Consider the following 19,417-nt stretch of genomic DNA (forward strand, 5'->3'; position numbering starts at 1 on the left):
AAGGCATGCCATGACCCAGTCGGTAATTGCGATTATCGGCGGTTCATTGCTCATGGGGTTTATCTTCTTTGCCTTTCGACAAGGCACGAAGGTCACTCCCGATGACCGCGAAGACCGTGGACCCGCGGTTGGGACCGGCAACGACTACTAGGTCTGGCTTGTTTTTGTATGGCCGGACTTGTCCCGGCCATCCACGCCTGTAAAACCCCGCCATGACAAATCCTCTCGCCGACCGCATCGCTCTCGTCACCGGCGCCTCGCGCGGCATCGGCTTCGCCACGGCAAAAGCGCTGGCCAAGGCCGGCGCGCATATCGTCGCCGTGGCGCGCACGCAGGGCGGGCTGGAAGAGCTCGACGACGAGATCCGCAAGGACGGCGGCAGCGCCACGCTGGTGCCGCTCAACCTCACCGATTCCGACGGCATCGCGCGCCTCGGTGCCGGCCTGCATGAGCGCTACGGTAAGCTCGACATCCTCGTCGGCAATGCCGGCGTGCTTGGGCCCTCCTCACCGATCGGCCATATCGAGCTGAAGGCCTTCACCGACGTGATGGCGGTCAACGTCTCCGCGAACTTCCAGCTGATCCGCTGCATGGAGCCGCTGCTCAGGCAATCCGACGCCGGCCGCGCCGTGTTCATCACTTCCGGCGCGGCCAACAAGGCGACCGCTTATGTCAGCCCCTACGCCGCCTCCAAGGCGGCGCTGGAAACGCTGGCGCGCGCCTGGGCGCAGGAGACCGCGAACACCAAGCTGCGCGTCAATCTGTTCAATCCGGGCCCCGTCCGCACTCGGATGCGCGCCACGCTGATGCCGGGCGAAGACCCGGCGACGCTCGATACGGCCGAGCAGGTCGCCGAATTCATCGTGCCGATGTGCGCGCCTGATTGGACCGAGACCGGCAAGTTCTACGACTACAAGACCCGCAGCCTGATGAGCTTCCGCTCTCCGGCCTGATTGACTTGACGGCCTCCCCGCGATTGACTGCCCGCGCTCAAGCGGCAGCAAGCTGCAGGCCAAAAAAGGGAGGTTGCCATGGCACCATGGCGGAATCGCGCAGGCTCTACGCGTGCGCTCGCAAATGTCTCTCGCGTCCTCTCCGTCTTGATCGCCGCCGTGGCGTTCGCGCTTCCGGGCGCGGCGACCGCCGGCGATGTCCCGACCTTCGTGGTCGATGCGTCCTGGCCAAAGCCGTTGCCGAACAACTGGATCCTCGGCCAGGTCGGCGGCATCACCGTTGACTTGCAAGGCCACATCTGGGTGATCCATCGTCCCCGCTCGCTCACCGACGACGAGAAAGGCGCGAGCCTGACCCCGCCGCGTTCCAAATGCTGCGTGTCGGCGCCGCCGGTGCTCGAATTCGACAGCGACGGCAACCTGCTACGATCATGGGGCGGCGCGGGCGAAGGCTATGAATGGGTCGGCCGCGAGCACGGCATCGAGGTCGACGAGCGCGGCTTCGTCTGGGTCGGCGGCAATGCCGACAACGACAACGCCATCCTGAAATTCACGCTCGACGGCAAGTTCGTCGCCCAGATCGGCAAGATCGCGCCGAGCCTCGGCAGCAACGACACGACGCAGCTCGGCAAGCCCGCCGAGACCGCGATCGACAAGGCCGCCAACGAGATCTACGTCGCCGACGGCTACGGCAATCGCCGCGTCATCGTGTTCGACGCAACCACCCTCGCCTATAAGCGGCACTGGGGCGCCTACGGCAACAAGCCCGACGACACCAAGCAGGCGGCGTACGATCCCAAGGCGCCGGTGTCCCAGCAATTCGGCAATCCCGTCCACTGCGTGAAGCTCGCCAATGACGGGCTCGTCTACGTCTGCGACCGCATCAACAACCGCATCCAGGTGTTCAAGAAGGACGGCACCTTCGTGAAGGAATTCTTCTTCGAGAAGAACACGCTCGGCAACGGCGCGGTGTGGGACATCGCGATCTGGCCCGATCCGAAGCAGACCTGGCTGCTCAGCGCCGACGGCGAGAACAACGAGATCAGGGTGATCAGGCGCGAGGACGGCAGCGTGGTCGGCAGCTTCGGCCACAACGGCCGCAATGCCGGACAATTCCACTGGGTGCATGCCATGGCGATCGACGCCAAGGGTAACGTCTATACCGCCGAGGTCGACACCGGAAAGCGCGTCCAGAAATTCAAGCTGACATCGGACTCGCTGAAATAGCGTCTCGACGCATTTTGCCCAAAAGTTAACGGAGGGATGACGCTGCGACGCAGCGTCATCCGGCTTTAGGCGCATTGCCGCCGGCCGTGGGACACGGTAGAGCCATCAGCCGGAACAAGGCTCCGTTCAAGAGGGCCGTCCGCATGTTTGACAATGGAGGAAATCTTTTATGACGACGACGTTCGCGCGCCGCTCTGCGGCCCTTCTGGCCTGTGCCGCCTTCGGTTTTGCCACTTCCGCCTTCGCCCAGGACAAGACCGTCAAGATCGGCGTGCTCAACGACATGTCCAGCCTCTACGCCGACATCGGCGGCCCGAACTCCGTGGTCGCGATCAAGATGGCGGTCGAGGATTCCGGCCTGCTCAAGAAGGGCTGGAAGATCGACGTCATCAGCGGCGACCATCAGAACAAGCCGGACGTCGGCGTCAACATTGCCCGGCAGTGGATCGACAACGACAAGATCGATGCGATTGCGGACACGCCGAATTCCGGTGTCGCCCTGGCGGTCAGCAATCTGGTCAAGGAAAAGAATGCGGTGCTGCTCAATTCCGGCGCGGCCTCGGCCGACCTGACCGGCAAGGCCTGCACGCCGAACACGGTCTCGTATACCTACGACACCTACATGTTGGCCAACGGCACCGGCAAAGCGCTGACCAAGGCCGGCGGCGACAGTTGGTTCTTCCTGACTGCAGATTATGCCTTCGGCCATGCGCTCGAACGCGACACCACCGCGGTCGTGACCGCGAACGGCGGCAAGGTGCTCGGCAGCGTCAAGCATCCGATCAATACCGCGGACTTCTCGTCCTTCCTGCTGCAGGCTCAATCGTCCAAGGCCAAGGTCGTGGGCCTAGCCAATGCCGGCGGCGACACCACGAACTCGATCAAGCAGGCCGCGGAGTTCGGCATTGTGCAGGGCGGGCAGAAGCTCGCGGCGCTGCTGCTGTTCATCAACGACGTGCATTCGCTGGGTCTGAAGACCGCGCAGGGCCTGACCTTCACCGAATCTTTCTACTGGGACATGAACGACCAGACCCGAGCCTGGTCGAAGCGCTTCTCGGCGCTGGCCAACAAGAATGCGATGCCCTCGATGACGCAGGCCGGCAATTACGCGATGGTGCTGCATTATCTCAAGGCGATGGACGCGCTCGGCAGCAATCCGCATGACGGCGCCAAGGTCGTTGCCAAGATGAAGGAGCTTCCGACCGACGATCCGCTGTTCGGCAAAGGTCCCCTGCGCGAGGACGGGCGTCGTCTCATCCCGGCCTATCTGTTCGAGGTGAAGAAGCCCGAAGAATCGAAGGGACCGTGGGACTACTACAAGCAGATCGCCACGATCGCGGCGGAAGATGCGGCCAAGCCGCTCAAGGACAGCGAGTGCCCGCTGGTGAAGAAGTAAACGAGGCTTTGTAGGGTGGGTTAGCCGAAGGCGTAACCCATCCTACGATTCTGATGTTGCCGCGCCCAGCGCCCGCACAGCAATCGCCACGCACGCCACCATCAGCACCGCCGCGAGCAGGAACGGCGCGCCGGGCAGCTGCCACGGCGCGCTGGCGCCGATGAAGTATGAAAACGTCAGCGTGAACAGGAACGGGCCGACGAGTTGCGACACGCTCTGCACGCTCGCGGTCGCGCCCTGCAACTGGCCCTGCTGATCAGGCGCGACCAGCCGCGTCATCAGCGATTGCATGGCAGCGCCCGAAATGCCCCACAGCGACATCACGGGAATGCCGATCCAGAACAGCGGCCCGGTCGGCGCCGCGCCGAAAATCACGAAGCCGATCGCGCCACAGCACAGGCCCATCAACAACGCATTGCGCTCGCCGAGCACGCGCACGATCGGGCCGATCGCGAGCCCCTGCACCACCATGGCGCAGACGCCGACCATCGCCAGCGTCAACCCCACGGTTTTCGAATCCCAGCCGTAACGATAGGTGGCATAGAGCACGAAAGTCGAGGGCAGCACGACATGCGCGACCTGCGCGATGAAATTGACGACGGACAATGCAGCGAGCACCGCGTTTGAACGCAGCAGGCGGAGCGCGCCGAGCGGATTGGCGCTCCTCCAGCGAAACGGTGCGCGCTTGTCCGGCGCCAGCGATTCCGGCAGGACGAAGAGCCCATAGAGCGCGTTGGCGAAGCTTAAGGCCGCCGAGGCCCAGAACGGCAGGCGCGGATCGATATCGCCGAGCAGGCCGCCCAGTGCCGGGCCCAGCACGAAGCCGGCGCCGAAGGCAGCGCCAATCCTGCCGAACACCGCCGCGCGCCGCTCCGGCGGCGTGATGTCCGCGATATAGGCAAACGCGGTCGAGATGCTGGCCGAGGTGATGCCCGAGATGACACGACCGACGAACAGCCAGACCAGCGACGGCGCCAGCGCCATCAGCACATAATCGGCCGCGAGCCCGAAATTCGACAGCAGCACCACCGGCCGCCGCCCGAAGCGATCCGACAGCGCGCCAAGCACCGGCGAGAACACGAACTGCATCAGCGCCCAGGCGGTGCCGAACAGCCCGAAGATGCGGGCCGCATGCGCCGTGTCGTTGTCGACGAAGCTCTCGATCAGTTTCGGCAGGATCGGCATGATCACGCCGAGCGCGAGCATGTCGAGCAGGATCGTGACGAAGATGAAGGCGACCGCACCGCGCCGGACTGGCGCTGCGCCCTGCGCCATCGCCTCGCCGGCGTCGTTGCTCACGACGGCCGCTTGCGCTTGTGGGCGAACGGATTGGCCTTCTCGCGCAAGGTGATGCGCACCGGTGTGCCCGGCAGCTCGAAGGCCTCACGCAGCGAATTGGTGAGGTAGCGCAGATAGGACTGCGGCACCGCATCCGCACGCGAGCAGAACAGCACGAAGCTCGGCGGGCGGGCCTTGGTCTGCGTGATGTAGTTCAGCTTGAGTCGTCGTCCGGACACGGCCGGCGGCGGATTGGCCTGGACCGCCTCCTCGAACCAGCGGTTCAGCGCCGCGGTCGACACACGCCTGTTCCAAAGCGCATAGGCATCCTGGATCGCCTGCATCAATCGATCGATGCCCTCGCCCATCAAGCCGGAGACGGCGACGATCGGCACGCCCTTGATCTGCGGCAGCAAGTGATCGGCATCGCGGCGCAGGTTCGAGATCGCGCCGCCGCCCTTGCTCTCCATCAGGTCCCATTTGTTGACGGCGAGCACGACGGCGCGACCCTCGCGCTCGATCAGGTCGGCGATGCGAAGATCCTGCTCCTCGAAACGGTTCTGCGCGTCCATCATCATCACGACGACTTCGGCAAAGCGCACCGCGCGCAGTGCGTCGGCGACCGAGAGCTTTTCGAGCTTCTCCTCGATCCGGGAGCGCCGGCGCAGACCTGCGGTGTCGAACACGCGAAACTCGCGGCCCTTCCAGTTGATCTCGACCGCGATGGAATCGCGCGTGGTGCCGGCCTCCGGGCTCGTCAGCAGACGCTCCTCGCCGAGCAGATGATTGATCATCGTCGACTTGCCGGCGTTGGGCCGGCCGACGATCGCGACTCGGATCGGGCGCGTGGCGGCCTCTTCCTCCGTCAGCGGCTCATCGTCTTCGAACTCATCCTCTTCCACCGGCTCCGGCATCAGCGGGCGCAGAGCATCATAGAGCTCGCCCATGCCCTCGCCGTGCTCGGCCGAGATCTGGATGGGATCGCCGAGGCCTAGCGCGAAAGCCTCCATCGCGCCGGCATCGCCATGCTTGCCTTCGCTCTTGTTGGCGACGAGCAGCACCGGCTTGTTGGCCTTGCGGGCGAAATCGGCGAAGGCGCGATCGTTGGGCGTGAGGCCCATGCGGGCATCGATCACGAAGAACAGCGCGTCGGCCTGTGCGATCGCGGCCTCCGTCTGCTCCTGCATGCGGGCGGTCAGCGAGCCCTTGGCGCCCTCATCGAGGCCGGCGGTGTCGATGATCGTGAAGTCGAGATCGCCGAGCCTGGCCTCGCCCTCGCGGCGATCGCGGGTGACGCCCGGCAGATCATCGACAAGCGCGAGCTTCTGCCCGACCAAGCGGTTGAACAGCGTCGACTTGCCGACATTCGGCCGGCCGATAATGGCAATCTTAAAGGACATGGGTCATTCGTGCGCTGCCGGAGCCGCGCCTGTCAATGAAATGAAAAATTAGCGCGAGAAGCTGCCGCTCGGCATCGGTGCCGGGAAGGCGCCCTGCGATTGCTGCTGGGTGGTCTGGGTCGGTTGCGCCTGCTGGACAGGCTGATCGGGCGGCGGCGCGGTGGTGCGCTTGCGCACGATCTTCTGTCTGGGCGGCGGAGTGGCTGCGGGCGGCGCGACCTCGGGCTGGGCCTCGCCATCGACTTCGCCGGCGGGCGCCTCAGCCGGCGCAACGGCCGCGCTGGCCGGCTGCCTGGTCTTTTTCGCCTTGGCACCCTTCGCCGGCTTGGCTGGCTCGGGCGGAGGCTCGGTGGGCAGAGCCGCGACGGCGGGGCCGTTCGGATCGGGCTGTTGCTGCGCGCCCTTGTACATATCCTTGGGCACACCCTGCTCGAGGCCGGGCACGCCTTCCGGGAACACCGGCTTGCGGTCGCCCGGCAGCTTCTTCTTGGTATCGAGGAAGTCGAGCATGTCGCTCGGATCGAAGCTGGAGCAACCGCCCAGCACGCCCGTGAAGGCGATCAGGACGGCGGCTGCGATCAAGCGTGGCGTGCGGCGCATTTCGATATCTCGTCTCAGCTCTCGGCTCAGCTCTTCGCTACGGGCGGCAGCAGGGCCTGCAGCGCCTCAGCGCGTGAGCGCAGGCCGGGCGGCGTTTCGCCGTCCTCGGCGATGGCGTCGAGCCATTTGCGGGCCGCAGTCACGTCGTTGTTGCGCCAGGCCGACAGCGCCAGCATCTCGCGGGCAGTATGGCGGAAGGTCGATTTGGACGCGGTGGAGGCTTCCAGCCGCTGCTGCATGTCCGCATAGCCAGCGCTGTCGAGCAGGAGGCCGGCGGCGCGGATCTTTGCCAGATCCTGCCACTCGCCGCCCACGCTGCGGTCGGCGGCGATGTCGTCATAGAGCTTGGCGCCCGCCTTGGGATCGCGGGCCGCCGCCTCGGCCGCAGCACGCAGCCGCGCCAGGGTGCGATAGCCCGATGGAGCCTTCGCTGCGAGCTCGGTGAAGGCCGCCTCGGCCTCCGCATGCTTGTCCTGCTCGGAGAGCTCTGCAGCCTTCTCGAAGGCAGCACCGGCCTCGGCGGCTTTCTTGGCCTCCACATACTGGTAAGCGCGCCAGCCACCCACGGCGGCGACGATCAGCACCATCAGGGCGATGAACAAAATCGAATACTTGTCCCACAGCTTCTTGAGCTGTTCGCGACGTACTTCCTCGTCGACTTCGTCAAATAATTCAGACACTTATGCTAATCCCATGCCCGTCCGGGTGCGCGTGCCAAAGCGTTCGCGTCAGGAATCCCGTCCCCCACGTGGCGGCGGGGTACCCTAACGATATGGCGGTGGCAAGGCAAAGCGAGCCCGATCAAGGCGTTAACCACCCGAGACAGCCCGGAGAGATCATCTCCCGGGGTTAGGTTCCCAACAGCTCCCGCAGCTGCCGCTTCAGCACCTTGCCATTGGCATTGCGCGGCAGCGGCTCCGCGGTGATCACCATGGTCTCCGGGACCTTGTAGTCGGACAGCCGTTCCGCGCACCAGGCGCGCAAGGCTTCGCTGTCCACTGGTGCGCGCGTGACCACCACGGCGTGAACGCGTTCGCCCAGCACCGGGCAGGCCTTGGCGACGATCGCGCTCTCGACCACGGCGGGATGGCCGGCCAGCACGGATTCGACCTCGGCCGAATAGATCTTGAGGCCGCCGCGGTTGATCATGTCCTTCTGCCGGTCGAACACCCGGACAAATCCCTCCGCGTCAACCGAGCCGAGATCGCCGGAATGCCAGAACCCGCTGGTGAAGCTTTCGGCCGTGGCTTTTGGATTGTTCCAGTAGCCCTTGATCACGGAGGCACTCTGGATCCAGAGCTCGCCGATCTCCCCAGGCGGCAGCTCACGCCCGTCCGCTCCCATTGCCAGGATGCGTGCACCGGGACACGGCAGGCCGACGCTGTCGATATGGGTTGCCGTCAACTCGCCCGGCATGATCGTGGACGGCGACGTGGTCTCGGTCGCACCGTAGCAATTCGCCAGCTCGAGGCCGGGAATGATCGCCTTGAGCTTCTCGATGGTGGCAACCGGCATCGGTGCGCCGCCAAAGCCTCCGATGCGCCAGCTCGATAGATCGTAGCTCTCGAAATCGGGCTGGAGCAGGCAGAGATTGTACATCGCCGGCACCATCACCGTGTAGGTGACGCGCTCGCGCGCGGCGAGCTTGAGATATTCGCCCGCCTTGAACTCCGGCATGATGATCAGCGCGCCGCCGCAGCAGATCATCGTCGTGATGTTGGCGACGACGCCGGTGACATGGCCGAGCGGCACCGCCGCGATCGAGCGGTCGGCCGCCGTCAATTGCAGGCAGGACACGAAGATCATCGAGGAATGCACGATGTTGCAATGGGCCAGCATCGCACCCTTCGGCTTGCCTGTCGTGCCCGAGGTGTAGAGGATCATCGCGGTGTCCTCCTCGCTGGTCTCGACCGGCGCCGCGGCCGGGACGTTGTCTGCCAGCACCGCGAAACGCGACAAAGCCGGATCGTCATCGACGGCGATGCGGTGGATTATTTCGGGTACATCCCGCGCATCCGGCAGCCGCTCCGCGAGCGCCGCCTCGTGGATCAGGATTTTGGCACCGCAGTCGGCGAGGACATAGGCGATTTCCGGTTTCTGCTGGCGCGTGCTGAGCAGCACCGTCACGAGCCCCTCATGCGCGGCAGCAAACAGCAGCAGCGGGAATTCGACGCGGTTGCCGAGCAGGATCGCGACACGATCGCCGCGCTGCAATCCGAGCTTGCGAAATCCCGCCGCAATCCGCGCAGCCTGCTCGACGGCCTGCGGCCAGTTCAGCCGGACATGGCCTGAGATCAGCGCTTCGCCGTCGGGATTGCGGGCGCAGGCGTCCGCAATCATCGCCCACAGGCTCGACGGCCGATCGCAAAATGCCGGCACGATCCGATCGCCGAAGCGCGCCTCGAACCGCATTGGAGGGATCTGAGAATGCGACCAGTCCATCGAAATGCCTTGGCTTGTTGCTCTCGTTATCTTCCGCGCATGGCATGCGGTCCTGTCTTGTGCTGATCGGCTAGCCGCCCATCACGGGAACGCCGATGATGACAGGATGGAACGCAAACGCCAGCGCCAGATAAGCGACGATTCCAACCACGACCGCGATCAGATCGTTGGTGACGCCGCCGTCCGGAATCGGCGGACCGCCACCATCGGTCCGACGCTTCAGCGTGATGCGATCATACACCGCCCAGCCCAGGAAGGAGCCGAACAGGATGATGGAGCCGAGATCGCCATTGGCCAAAAGATGCGCCGCCGCCCACAGCTTGATGCCGGCCAGCATCGGATGTTTCAGCGTCGCATAGATGCGGCCGCGCAAGTAGGATGCGACCACCAGGATGACCGCGGGCAACATCAGCGCGAGCGTGATGTGCTTCAGCGCCTTCGGCGGATACCAGACGTCGATCCAGCCGGTCGCGCGATAATGCGCGAAGCCCCAGATGATCAGTGCGAGCCCCGCGAGCGAGGCAAGCGAATAGAGGATCTTGTAGGTCCCCTCGCCCAGTCTCGCGATGGCCTGCGCGCGCGCCTCGCGTTTCGTCGTGAACACATGCGCCGCGAAAAACAGCGCAAGCCCCAGGATCATAACCAGCAGACCCACGAGATTCTCCCCTCAACCAGCGCCCCAGCCCATGGCGTATCATCGATTGGCGGCGGGTCGCAACTAATGCGCTACTTGTGGATCTCGCGATTGTCGACATACCGGATCGCGATCGGCCGCCCGGCGATGGCACCGCCAAGACCGCCGGTGAATTTCAGCGGCAGGCAGGCGTTCAACGATGAATTGACCGCATCGAGGTAGGTGGTTCTCGTCTCGGCGGCCACCCCCGCGGTCGCAAAGGTCAGGCGCGGCGGGCCGATCAGGCCGCCCGATTTGTTGAAGCTGAAACGCACGGCGATCTGCATGCCCGCGCGCGCATTGTCCGTTGGCGGCGACCAGCAGCTGCGCAGCTCGGCGAAGAGATCGCCGATCGTATCGAGATCGTGATCCGGCTTCTGGTATTTGGCGCGATCCGCCTCCGTTGGCACGCTTTGGATCGTGAGCTGGAGGTTCTGGCCATAGGGATAGTCGATCTCGGGAATACAGGGGCCAGGCTCGAGCGGGCTGCAATAGGACGGCGTGCAGGGCCTGCCATCGAGCACGCTGCACGGCTCGTGCGAAAACGGAATTGGGTTGATTTGCCGGGGCCGCGCATCGGCGGCGATCGTCGAGATCGCCAGCAGGAGGAAAACAAGGATGCCGCGCCACATGAAGTGAACTCGCAAGGCCACATGGGTGAACGTGGCATTGCCGCCGGCAACGTCAAGCCTGCGGCTGTTCACATGCGCGCGTCCAAGGACGGTGTCGTCGTCCGGCTTGACCGGACGCCACAGTACTCCGAGACGTTTGTGATTGAGCCGAGAGGCTGCGGCGTACTGGATGCCCCGCTTTCGCGGGGCATGACAGCGGAGGGTGAGGAGCGGACGGAGCCACACCCTACCCCTTCTTCTTGACGTCCTTGACGTTGGTGAACTCGATGCCCTCGGCCCGTTCCCTTGTGTAGCCGAGATAGAACTCGTTCCGCGCCAGATAGACGGGGTCACCGTCGACATCGTCGGCGATGCTCGAAGTGTTGGCCGCGATGAAGGTATCGAGCTTCTTGCGATCGTCCGAAGAGACCCAGCGCGCGAGTTGGAACTCGCTGACCTCGAATTCGACCGGCAGCGAATATTCCGCATCCAGCCGCGCCTTGAGCACGTCGAGCTGCAGTGCGCCGACGACGCCAACCAACGCCGGCGCGCCGTCGCGGGGACGGAACACCTGCACCACGCCCTCTTCCGACATCTGCTGAAGCGCTTCCTTCAGCTTCTTCGCTTTCATCGCATCCGTAAGACGCACGCGGCGGACGATTTCCGGCGCAAAGCTCGGCACGCCGACGAAGTTGAAATCCTCACCGTCGGTCAGCGTATCGCCGATGCGCAACGTGCCGTGATTGGGAATCCCGACGACGTCGCCCGCATAAGCCTCGTCCGCAACCGAACGGTCCTGCGCGAAGAAAAATTGTGGGCTCGACAGCGGCATGCTCTTGCCGGTGCGCACGAGCTTCGCCTTCATGCCGCGGCTCAGCTTGCCGGAGCACAGCCGCGCGAAGGCGATGCGGTCGCGGTGGTTGGGATCCATATTGGCCTGGATCTTGAACACGAAGGCGCTCATGCGCGGGTCGGTGGCTTCGACCTTGCGCTGGTCGCTCTCCTGCGCGCGCGGCTCGGGCGCGAACTTGCCGAGCCCTTGCAGCAGGTCGCCGACGCCGAAATTGCGGAGCGCGCTGCCGAAATAAACCGGCGTCAGATGGCCCTCGCGAAACGCTTCGAGCTCGAACGGTTTTGAAGCCGCGGTGACGAGCTCGAGCTCGTCCTTGACCGCCGACACGTCGAGATTGGCGTTGAGCTTGGCGAGCTCGGCGATCTCGATCTGCTGCGCCGCGCCGGTCTTGGCGCCGCCGCCTTCGAGCAGGCGCACACCGCCATTGACGACGTCGTAGGTGCCGAGGAACTCACGGCCGCGGCCGACAGGCCAGGTCATCGGCGTGGTATCGAGCGCCAGCGTCTTCTCGATCTCGTCCAGGAGCTCGAACACGTCGCGGCTCTCGCGGTCCATCTTGTTGATGAAGGTGATGATCGGGATGTCGCGAAGACGACAGACCTCGAACAGCTTTCGGGTGCGCGCCTCGATGCCCTTGGCGGCGTCGATCACCATGACGGCGGAATCGACCGCCGTGAGCGTGCGATAGGTGTCTTCCGAAAAGTCCTCGTGGCCCGGGGTGTCCAGCAGGTTGAACACCAGACCTTCGAACTCGAAGGTCATGACCGATGTCACGACCGAGATGCCGCGCTCGCGCTCGATCTTCATCCAGTCCGAACGCGTGTTGCGCCGCTCGCCCTTGGCCTTGACCTGGCCGGCCAGATTGATGGCGCCGCCGAACAGCAGCAGCTTTTCGGTCAGCGTGGTCTTGCCGGCGTCCGGATGCGAGATGATGGCAAAAGTCCGCCGCCGCGACACTTCAGCGGCAAGCGAGGAACGGGCCGTCGATTCGGCTGTGGTGGCGATGTCGGACATTGCGGCAGCGTTTGGCAGGGAAAATGAGCCTGATCAAGCCTCATCTGGTGATTGCGGAGCCTTCCGGCCAGCCCCATATCGGGCTTGAGTTGGGAGGGACGACCTTCCCTTTCCATCAGCACACCAGTCGCGGGGACGACCCTGCCTTGAATGGAGGGTCGTCATGGCCTGGAGCATCCTGTTCGTCGCCGGTCTGCTGGAGATCTCCTGGGCGATCGGCCTCAAATATACCGAGGGGTTCACCAAGCTCGTTCCGTCGGTCCTCACGCTCGGCGCCATGGCCGGCAGCATCATCCTGCTCGGGCTCGCCCTCAAATCGCTGCCGATTGGAACCGCTTATGCAGTCTGGACCGGCATCGGCGCGGTCGGTACCGCGACGCTCGGCATCATCCTGTTCGGCGAGCCGGCCACCGCATTCCGCCTCGCCAGCATCGGGCTGATCGTCGCCGGGATTGTCGGACTGAAGCTGGTTACCTGACGAAGATCTTGACCGCCCACCAGGAGAGCGCGGCGACGATGGCCGAGGCCGGCATCGTGATCACCCAGGCATAGACGATCGAGCTGGCGACGTTCCAGCGCACCGCCGAGAGGCGCCGGGCGGCGCCGACACCGACGATGGCGCCGGTGATGGTGTGGGTGGTCGAGACGGGAACGCCGAGGAAGGTCGCCATGAACAGGGTCGCGGCACCGCCGGTCTCGGCGCAAAAGCCCTGCATCGGGGTCAGCTTGGTGATGCGCAGGCCCATGGTCCGAACGATGCGCCAGCCGCCCATCAGCGTCCCCATCGCCATTGCGGCCTGGCACGAAAGCACCACCCAGAAGGGGACGAAGAATTCGCCGCCGAGCTGGCCCTGCGAATAGAGCAGCACGGCGATGATGCCCATGGTCTTCTGCGCGTCGTTGCCGCCGTGGCCGAGCGAATAGAGCGAGGCGGAGGCGAATTGCAGGATCCGGAAGGCGCGATCCACGGCAAAGGGCGTGGAGCGCACCGAGGCCCAGGAGACGATCGCAACCAGCACCATCGCGAGCAGAAAGCCGACGAGCGGAGACAGCACGATGGCGATCACCGTCTTGGACAATCCGCTCCAGACCACCGCCGAAAGGCCCGCTTTGGCCACGCCGGCACCAAACAAGCCCCCGATCAATGCGTGCGACGAGGACGATGGGATGCCGAGCGCCCATGTCACCAGGTTCCAGACGATGGCGCCGACCAGCGCAGCGAAGATCACCTGGGCATCCACGATCGCGGGATCGATGATGCCGGTGCCGATGGTCTGGGCGACGTGCAGCCCGAACACCATGAAGGCGACGAAATTGAAGAAGGCGGCCCAGAACACCGCGTATTGCGGCCGCAGCACGCGGGTCGAGACGATGGTCGCGATCGAATTGGCGGCGTCGTGCAGGCCGTTCAGGAAGTCGAACAGCAGCGCGACGGCGATCAGTCCGACCAGGACGGGAAGACCCAACGCAACATCCACGGCGCGGTCCCCTGCCCTAAACTTGCTCGATGACGATGCTGTTGATCTCGTTCGCGACGTCGTCGAAGCGGTCGGCCACCTTCTCGAGATGGTCGTAGATCTCTGCGCCGACGATGAAATCCATCGCGTTGCCGTTGCGATGCTTGAGGAACAGTTCCTTCAGCCCGATATCATGGAGATCGTCGACGCGGCCTTCCAGCTTGCCCAGCTCTTCCGTGATCGCGGTCAGCATGGCCACGTTCTGGCCGATCTTCTGCATCAACGGCAGCGCACGGCCGACCAGATTGGCGCATTCGATCAGAAGCCCGCCGATCTCCCGCATGGGCGGCTCGAAGCTGCGGACCTCGAACAGCATCACGGCCTTGGCGGTCTGCTGCATCTGGTCGATGGCGTCGTCCATCGAGGTGATCAGGTTCTTGATGTCGCCGCGGTCGAACGGGGTGATGAAGGTACGGCGCACCGCCGTCAGCACCTCACGGGTGATGTTGTCGGCATCGTTCTCGAACTGGTTGACGCGCTGGCAATAGACCGGCGTCTCCTCGCCCCCGTTGAGCATGCTCTGGAGCGCGATCGAGCCCTGGATCACGGTCTGGGCGTGGCGGTCGAACAGGTCGAAGAACCGTTCTTCCTTGGGCAGGAAAGCGCGAAACAATCGCATCATGGGAGAGAGACTACCGGTTGGATAATGGCCTGGCCCGAGCGGGCCGTCATAAAACTGTCATAGACCATTTTCGATCCACGCGCGTGCCACCTCACGCCCGTGGAGCCGGATCATCCACCGCTTTCGCGCGTCAACACATCTTCCATTATATCAATGACTTACAGCGACCGCCGGAAGTAATGCGCGATTTCTCCGATGACGCCGCGGCGGAAGGTGAGCACGCAGATCACGAAGATCGAGCCCTGGATCACGGTCACCCACTGGCCGAACCCCGCCAGATATTGCTGCATGGCGATGATCACGAAGGCACCGACCACGGGACCGAACACGGTTCCGAGTCCGCCGACCAGCGTCATCAGCACGACTTCGCCCGACATCGACCAGTGCACGTCGGTGAGCGAGGCGTTCTGCGCCACGAAGACTTTCAACGCACCGGCAAAGCCGGCCAGCGTGCCCGACAGGACGAAAGCCAGGAACTTGTACTGATCGGTGCGGTAACCCAGCGAGATCGCGCGCGGCTCGTTCTCGCGGATCGCCTTGAGGACTTCGCCGAACGGCGAGTTGATGATGCGGAAGATCAGCAGGAAGCCGGCGAGGAAGCCTACCAGAACCACGTAGTAGAGCACGGTCGGCTTGGTCAGATCGAAGACGCCGAACATGCGTCCCTGCGGAATGCCCTGGATGCCGTCTTCACCATGGGTGAACGGGGCCTGGAGGTAGATGAAGTACAGAAGCTGCGACAGCGCCAGCGTGATCATCGAGAAATAGATGCCCTGGCGGCGGATCGAGATATAGCCCGTGATGAGCGAGAGCACGAAGGCACCGGCGACGCCGACGAGGATGCCGAGCTCCGGCGGCAACGCCCACACCTTCAGCGCATGCGCGCTGCAATAGCCGGCCGTGCCCAGGAACATCGCATGGCCGAAGGACAGCAAACCGCCGTAGCCGATCAGCAGGTTGAAGGCGCAGGCGAGCAGCGCGAAGCACAGCGCCTGCATCACGAAGAACGGGTAGACCCCCGTGAATGGCACCGAAGCCAGCAGCAGCGCCATCACCACAAAGACGATCATCTCGTCGCGGATCGCGCGCGGGGTTACCGGCAGCGTGTCGTCCGTCAAGGCTGTCATGTCAGGCCGCCCTTCCCGTCAATCCCGTTGGCTTCACCAAGAGCACCAGCACCATCAGCACGAACACGACGGTGTTGGAGGCCTCGGGGTAGAAATACTTGGTCAGGCCCTCGATCACACCGAGCGCGAAGCCGGTGATGATGGAGCCCATGATCGATCCCATGCCGCCGATCACCACCACCGCGAACACCACGATGATGAGGTCGGCGCCCATCAACGGTCGCACCTGGTTGATCGGCGCCGACAGCACGCCGGCGAGCGCGGCAAGGCCGACACCGAGGCCGTAGGTCAACGTGATCATGCGCGGAACGTTGACGCCGAAGGCGCGCACCAGCGTCGGGTTTTCGGTGGCGGCGCGCAAATAGGCGCCGAGCCGGGTCTTCTCGATCAGGAACCAGGTCGCGATGCAGACCACCAGCGAGAAGATGACGACCCAGCCGCGATAGACCGGCAGGAACATGAAGCCGAGATTCATGCCGCCCTTGAGCTGGTCCGGAATGGCGTAAGGCAGGCCGGAGGAGCCGAAATAGTTCTGGAACACGCCCTGCACGATCAGCGCAATGCCGAAGGTCAGAAGCAGGCCGTAGAGATGATCCAGCCCGGTCAGCCATTGCAGCATGGTCCGTTCCAGGATCATGCCGAAGATGCCGACAATGATCGGTGCAAACAGCAACGCCCACCAGTAGTTGATGCCGCCGAGGTTCAGCAGGAAGTAGGCGACGAACGCGCCCATCATATAGAGCGCGCCATGGGCGAAATTGATGATGTTGAGCATGCCGAAGATCACGGCAAGCCCGAGACTGAGCAGCGCGTAGAACGAGCCGTTGATCAGTCCCACCAGTAGCTGAGCGTAAAGAGCCTGCATCGATCCCGCACCCGGTCCCTTCGGCGTTCCCTGAAAGTCGCCCGCAGGCCTGATGGCCTGCGGGCGGTTATCTTACTTCTTCAACAGAGCGCATTTGCTCTCGGACAGCGGCGTGAAGGCCTGGTCGCCCGGCACCGTGCCGACCAGCTTGTAGAAATCCCACGGTCCCTTGGACTCGGAGGGCTTCTTCACCTCGAACAGATAGGCATTGTGGATGGTGCGGCCGTTGGGCTGGATCTCGCCCTTGCCGAACAGATCGTCTTCCGTCGGCATCGACTTCATCTTCTCGACGACCTTGGCGCCGTCATGCGGGTTGCCGCCGAGCGCTTCGAGTGCCTTGAAATAGTGACGCACGCCCGCATAGACGCCGGCCTGCACCATGGTGGGCGGCGCGTTGTTCTTCATCTTGTCGGCGAAGCGCTTCGAGAACGCCCGGGTCTGGTCGTTCATGTCCCAGTAGAAGGTCTCGGTGAAGTTGAGGCCCTGTGCGGTCTCGAGCCCGATCGCCTTGACGTCAGTGAGGAACAGCAGCAGCGCCGCGAGCTTCTGGCCGCCCTTGACGATGCCGAACTCGGCCGCCTGCTTGATCGTATTTGTGGTGTCGCCGCCGGCATTGGCAAGGCCGATGATCTTGGCCTTGGAGGCCTGCGCCTGGAGCAGGAAGGACGAGAAGTCCGGCGTGTTGAGCGGGTGCTTGACGCCGCCGACCACCTTGCCGCCATTGGCGGTAACGACAGCGGTGGTGTCGCGCTCCAGCGCCGCGCCGAAGGCGTAGTCCGCGGTCAGGAAGAACCAGGTGTCGCCGCCGGCCTTCACGAGCGCCTGGCCGGTGGTGTGGGCCAGCATGTAGGTGTCATAGGTCCAGTGCACCGTGTTGGGCGAGCACTGCGCGTTCGTCAAATCCGAGGTCGCCGCGCCCGAGTTGATATAGACGCCGTTCTTTTCCTTGATGACGTTGTTGACCGCGAGCGCCACGCCGGAATTCGGCACGTCGACGATCACGTCGACCTTGTCGACGTCGAACCACTGCCGCGCGATCGCGGTGCCGATATCGGGCTTGTTCTGGTGATCGCCCGAGATGATGTCGATCTTCCAGCCCTTCGCAGCCAGGCCGGAATCTTCAATGGCCATCTGCGCGGCGAGCGTCGAGCCCGGTCCGCCGAGGTCGGCATAGAGCCCGGACTGATCGGACAGCGCGCCGATCTTGACGGTCTTGTCCTGCGCGAAGGCTACGCCCGCGGTGGTCACGGCCAGCGCCGTGCCGAGCAGAAACGACGCAATCGACTTTGTCATCATGCTACTTCCCTATGAATCTTCTTGTTGGCCGTTCTAGACGCCGAGATAGGTGTGGAGCTTGTCCATGTTGGCGGCAAGCTCCGCATTGGAAAATCCGTCAATGATCTTGCCGTGCTCGACCACGTAATAGCGGTCGGCGACGGTGGATGCGAACCGGAAGTTCTGCTCGACCAGGAGGATCGTAAAACCCTCCTTCTTGAGCCGCGCAATGGTGTGGCCGATCTGCTGGATGATGACGGGCGCGAGACCCTCGGTCGGCTCGTCCAGCATCAGGAAGTTCGCGCCGGTGCGCAGGATGCGCGCGATCGCAAGCATCTGCTGCTCGCCGCCGGAGAGCTTGGTTCCCTGGCTGTTGAGCCGTTCCTTCAGGTTCGGAAACAGATCGAAGATCTGCTCGAGCGGCAATCCGCCGGGACGCACCACCGGTGGCAACAGCAGGTTCTCCCGCACGTCGAGGCTGGCGAAAATTCCACGCTCCTCCGGGCAGAACGCGATTCCCATTCGCGCGATCTTGTCCGAGGTCGTGCGGATGATGTCCTGGTTGTTGAACTTCACCGAGCCGGTGCGCTTGCCGATGATGCCCATGATCGACTTCAGCGTGGTGGTCTTGCCGGCGCCGTTGCGCCCGAGCAGGGTGACGACCTCGCCCGCGTTCACGTCGAAGTTGATCCCGTGCAGGATGTGAGACTCGCCGTACCAGGCTTCCAGGTTGCGGACCTGGAGCAGGTTGCCGCCGCTCGCGGCCTTTGCGGGAGCGTCCGCCGTCGCAGTCTCAGCCATGACCGGCTCCCAGATAGGCTTCCTTGACGCGTTCGTCCTTGGTGAGCTCGCTGTAATGGCCCTGCGCCAGCACCTGTCCGCGCGTCAACACGGTGATGATGTCGGAGAGATTGGCCACGACGCTCAGATTATGCTCAACCATCAGGATGGTGTATTTCGCGGAGATACGCTTGATCAGCGCCGCGATCTTATCGATGTCCTCGTGGCCCATGCCGGCCATCGGCTCGTCCAGCAGCATCATCTCGGGGTCGAGCGCGAGCGTGGTTGCGATCTCCAGTGCGCGCTTGCGCCCGTAGGGCATCTCGACCGCGGGCGTATTGGAAAACTCGCTGAGGCCGACATCGTTCAACAGCTCGCGCGCGCGATCGTTGAACTGGTTGAGCACGGACTTTGAGCGCCAGAAATCGAAAGAGCTGCCGTGCTGGCGCTGAAGCGCGACGCGGACGTTTTCCAGCGCGGTGAGATGGGGAAATACTGCCGAAATCTGGAACGAGCGCACGAGCCCCAGGCGGGCCACGTCGGCGGGCGCCATCGCGGTGATGTCCTGCCCCTTGTACAGGATTTTTCCGGCAGACGGTTTGAGGAACTTGGTCAAAAGATTGAAGCACGTCGTCTTCCCGGCGCCGTTCGGGCCGATCAACGCGTGAATGCTCCCACGGCGAACCTTGAGCGCAACGTCGCGGACGGCGAAGAAGCCCGCGAACTCCTTGGTCAAGCCTTCCGTTTCGAGAATGAACTCATCGGCCAAACAGTTTTCCCCCTG

20 protein-coding genes are annotated in these 19,417 nt (G+C 64.0%); 5 read left to right on the top strand and 15 right to left on the bottom strand.

Features of this window, described 5'->3' with window-relative positions:
* Window positions 1-10 precede the first annotated feature (10 nt).
* The 4 genes from IVA75_RS23155 (at window position 11) to IVA75_RS23170 (ending at window position 3,576) form a co-directional block, all read left to right on the top strand.
* The gene (locus IVA75_RS23155) at window positions 11-151 is read left to right on the top strand and encodes a hypothetical protein (protein WP_247359473.1); all 141 of its coding nucleotides are present in this window, start codon (window positions 11-13) and stop codon (window positions 149-151) included.
* Between the two features lie 61 nt (window positions 152-212).
* The gene (locus IVA75_RS23160; protein WP_247286442.1) at window positions 213-953 is read left to right on the top strand and encodes an SDR family NAD(P)-dependent oxidoreductase; all 741 of its coding nucleotides are present in this window, start codon (window positions 213-215) and stop codon (window positions 951-953) included.
* Window positions 954-1,031: 78 nt separating this feature from the next.
* Window positions 1,032-2,180: a hypothetical protein gene (locus tag IVA75_RS23165; RefSeq protein ID WP_247286443.1), complete on the top strand. Its 1,149-nt coding sequence runs from the start codon at window positions 1,032-1,034 to the stop codon at window positions 2,178-2,180.
* 169 nt (window positions 2,181-2,349) lie between these two features.
* Window positions 2,350-3,576, top strand: coding sequence for an ABC transporter substrate-binding protein (locus tag IVA75_RS23170; RefSeq protein WP_027569643.1), 1,227 nt, complete (start codon window positions 2,350-2,352; stop codon window positions 3,574-3,576).
* A 42-nt stretch (window positions 3,577-3,618) separates the two neighbouring features.
* Here IVA75_RS23170 and IVA75_RS23175 read toward each other — a convergent pair whose 3' ends face one another.
* The 8 genes from IVA75_RS23175 to IVA75_RS23210 all read right to left on the bottom strand — a co-directional run bounded on the left by IVA75_RS23175 (window position 3,619) and on the right by IVA75_RS23210 (window position 12,447).
* Window positions 3,619-4,875: a TCR/Tet family MFS transporter gene (locus IVA75_RS23175; RefSeq protein ID WP_247286444.1), complete on the bottom strand. Its 1,257-nt coding sequence runs from the start codon at window positions 4,873-4,875 to the stop codon at window positions 3,619-3,621.
* Window positions 4,872-6,254 (bottom strand): ribosome biogenesis GTPase Der, encoded by a 1,383-nt coding sequence (gene der / locus IVA75_RS23180; protein WP_027569641.1) that lies wholly within the window; start codon window positions 6,252-6,254, stop codon window positions 4,872-4,874. The genes IVA75_RS23175 and der overlap by 4 nt, the downstream gene beginning before the upstream one ends.
* A 48-nt stretch (window positions 6,255-6,302) precedes the next feature.
* Entirely contained in the window at window positions 6,303-6,854 is a 552-nt protein-coding gene (locus IVA75_RS23185; protein ID WP_247286445.1) for a hypothetical protein, read from the bottom strand.
* Between the two features lie 26 nt (window positions 6,855-6,880).
* On the bottom strand, window positions 6,881-7,534 hold the full coding sequence (locus IVA75_RS23190; RefSeq protein WP_247286446.1) for a tetratricopeptide repeat protein: 654 nt from the start codon (window positions 7,532-7,534) through the stop codon (window positions 6,881-6,883).
* Between the two features lie 169 nt (window positions 7,535-7,703).
* Entirely contained in the window at window positions 7,704-9,296 is a 1,593-nt protein-coding gene (locus IVA75_RS23195; RefSeq protein ID WP_247286448.1) for a class I adenylate-forming enzyme family protein, read from the bottom strand.
* Between the two features lie 70 nt (window positions 9,297-9,366).
* A complete protein-coding gene (locus tag IVA75_RS23200) occupies window positions 9,367-9,951 on the bottom strand; it encodes an NnrU family protein (protein ID WP_247286449.1) in 585 nt (194 codons plus the stop codon).
* Between the two features lie 71 nt (window positions 9,952-10,022).
* Window positions 10,023-10,601: a hypothetical protein gene (locus IVA75_RS23205; protein WP_247286758.1), complete on the bottom strand. Its 579-nt coding sequence runs from the start codon at window positions 10,599-10,601 to the stop codon at window positions 10,023-10,025.
* Window positions 10,602-10,827: 226 nt separating this feature from the next.
* Complete coding sequence (locus IVA75_RS23210) at window positions 10,828-12,447, bottom strand: peptide chain release factor 3 (RefSeq protein ID WP_085352891.1); 1,620 nt, start codon at window positions 12,445-12,447, stop codon at window positions 10,828-10,830.
* A gap of 163 nt (window positions 12,448-12,610) precedes the next feature.
* On the opposite strand from IVA75_RS23210, the gene sugE reads away from it, so the two are divergent.
* Window positions 12,611-12,925 (top strand): quaternary ammonium compound efflux SMR transporter SugE, encoded by a 315-nt coding sequence (sugE, locus tag IVA75_RS23215; protein ID WP_027569634.1) that lies wholly within the window; start codon window positions 12,611-12,613, stop codon window positions 12,923-12,925.
* Here sugE and IVA75_RS23220 read toward each other — a convergent pair.
* The 7 genes from IVA75_RS23220 to IVA75_RS23250 form a co-directional block, all read right to left on the bottom strand.
* Entirely contained in the window at window positions 12,918-13,925 is a 1,008-nt protein-coding gene (locus IVA75_RS23220; protein ID WP_027569633.1) for an inorganic phosphate transporter, read from the bottom strand. The two genes, sugE and IVA75_RS23220, sit on opposite strands and share 8 nt — an antisense overlap.
* Before the next feature lie 16 nt (window positions 13,926-13,941).
* Window positions 13,942-14,586 (bottom strand): DUF47 domain-containing protein, encoded by a 645-nt coding sequence (locus IVA75_RS23225; RefSeq protein WP_027517485.1) that lies wholly within the window; start codon window positions 14,584-14,586, stop codon window positions 13,942-13,944.
* A 158-nt stretch (window positions 14,587-14,744) separates the two neighbouring features.
* On the bottom strand, window positions 14,745-15,713 hold the full coding sequence (locus IVA75_RS23230) for a branched-chain amino acid ABC transporter permease (RefSeq protein WP_007592084.1): 969 nt from the start codon (window positions 15,711-15,713) through the stop codon (window positions 14,745-14,747).
* A 1-nt stretch (window position 15,714) separates the two neighbouring features.
* Window positions 15,715-16,578, bottom strand: coding sequence for a branched-chain amino acid ABC transporter permease (locus tag IVA75_RS23235; protein WP_027569632.1), 864 nt, complete (start codon window positions 16,576-16,578; stop codon window positions 15,715-15,717).
* A gap of 72 nt (window positions 16,579-16,650) precedes the next feature.
* Window positions 16,651-17,874 carry an ABC transporter substrate-binding protein gene (locus tag IVA75_RS23240; protein ID WP_027569631.1) on the bottom strand — a complete coding sequence of 408 codons (1,224 nt, stop codon included), beginning with the start codon at window positions 17,872-17,874 and terminating at the stop codon, window positions 16,651-16,653.
* Window positions 17,875-17,907: 33 nt separating this feature from the next.
* The gene (locus IVA75_RS23245) at window positions 17,908-18,654 is read right to left on the bottom strand and encodes an ABC transporter ATP-binding protein (protein WP_027569630.1); all 747 of its coding nucleotides are present in this window, start codon (window positions 18,652-18,654) and stop codon (window positions 17,908-17,910) included.
* Entirely contained in the window at window positions 18,647-19,402 is a 756-nt protein-coding gene (locus IVA75_RS23250) for an ABC transporter ATP-binding protein (RefSeq protein ID WP_018459153.1), read from the bottom strand. Before IVA75_RS23250 ends, IVA75_RS23245 begins: the two co-directional genes overlap by 8 nt.
* Window positions 19,403-19,417: the final 15 nt, after the last annotated feature.

Source organism: Bradyrhizobium sp. 134, from assembly GCF_023074155.1.
Lineage (GTDB): Bacteria > Pseudomonadota > Alphaproteobacteria > Rhizobiales > Xanthobacteraceae > Bradyrhizobium.

What these genes read in the sequence shown, in the direction of transcription:
- IVA75_RS23230 (WP_007592084.1), bottom strand. Translation starts at nt 15,713, where the DNA reads ATGACAGCCTTGACGGACGACACGCTGCCGGTAACCCCGCGCGCGATC.
- IVA75_RS23165 (WP_247286443.1), top strand. Translation starts at nt 1,032, where the DNA reads ATGGCACCATGGCGGAATCGCGCAGGCTCTACGCGTGCGCTCGCAAAT.
- IVA75_RS23210 (WP_085352891.1), bottom strand. Translation starts at nt 12,447, where the DNA reads ATGTCCGACATCGCCACCACAGCCGAATCGACGGCCCGTTCCTCGCTT.
- IVA75_RS23155 (WP_247359473.1), top strand. Translation starts at nt 11, where the DNA reads ATGACCCAGTCGGTAATTGCGATTATCGGCGGTTCATTGCTCATGGGG.
- IVA75_RS23225 (WP_027517485.1), bottom strand. Translation starts at nt 14,586, where the DNA reads ATGATGCGATTGTTTCGCGCTTTCCTGCCCAAGGAAGAACGGTTCTTC.
- IVA75_RS23245 (WP_027569630.1), bottom strand. Translation starts at nt 18,654, where the DNA reads ATGGCTGAGACTGCGACGGCGGACGCTCCCGCAAAGGCCGCGAGCGGC.
- IVA75_RS23235 (WP_027569632.1), bottom strand. Translation starts at nt 16,578, where the DNA reads ATGCAGGCTCTTTACGCTCAGCTACTGGTGGGACTGATCAACGGCTCG.
- IVA75_RS23170 (WP_027569643.1), top strand. Translation starts at nt 2,350, where the DNA reads ATGACGACGACGTTCGCGCGCCGCTCTGCGGCCCTTCTGGCCTGTGCC.
- IVA75_RS23205 (WP_247286758.1), bottom strand. Translation starts at nt 10,601, where the DNA reads ATGTGGCGCGGCATCCTTGTTTTCCTCCTGCTGGCGATCTCGACGATC.
- der (WP_027569641.1), bottom strand. Translation starts at nt 6,254, where the DNA reads ATGTCCTTTAAGATTGCCATTATCGGCCGGCCGAATGTCGGCAAGTCG.
- IVA75_RS23240 (WP_027569631.1), bottom strand. Translation starts at nt 17,874, where the DNA reads ATGATGACAAAGTCGATTGCGTCGTTTCTGCTCGGCACGGCGCTGGCC.
- IVA75_RS23185 (WP_247286445.1), bottom strand. Translation starts at nt 6,854, where the DNA reads ATGCGCCGCACGCCACGCTTGATCGCAGCCGCCGTCCTGATCGCCTTC.
- sugE (WP_027569634.1), top strand. Translation starts at nt 12,611, where the DNA reads ATGGCCTGGAGCATCCTGTTCGTCGCCGGTCTGCTGGAGATCTCCTGG.
- IVA75_RS23160 (WP_247286442.1), top strand. Translation starts at nt 213, where the DNA reads ATGACAAATCCTCTCGCCGACCGCATCGCTCTCGTCACCGGCGCCTCG.
- IVA75_RS23195 (WP_247286448.1), bottom strand. Translation starts at nt 9,296, where the DNA reads ATGGACTGGTCGCATTCTCAGATCCCTCCAATGCGGTTCGAGGCGCGC.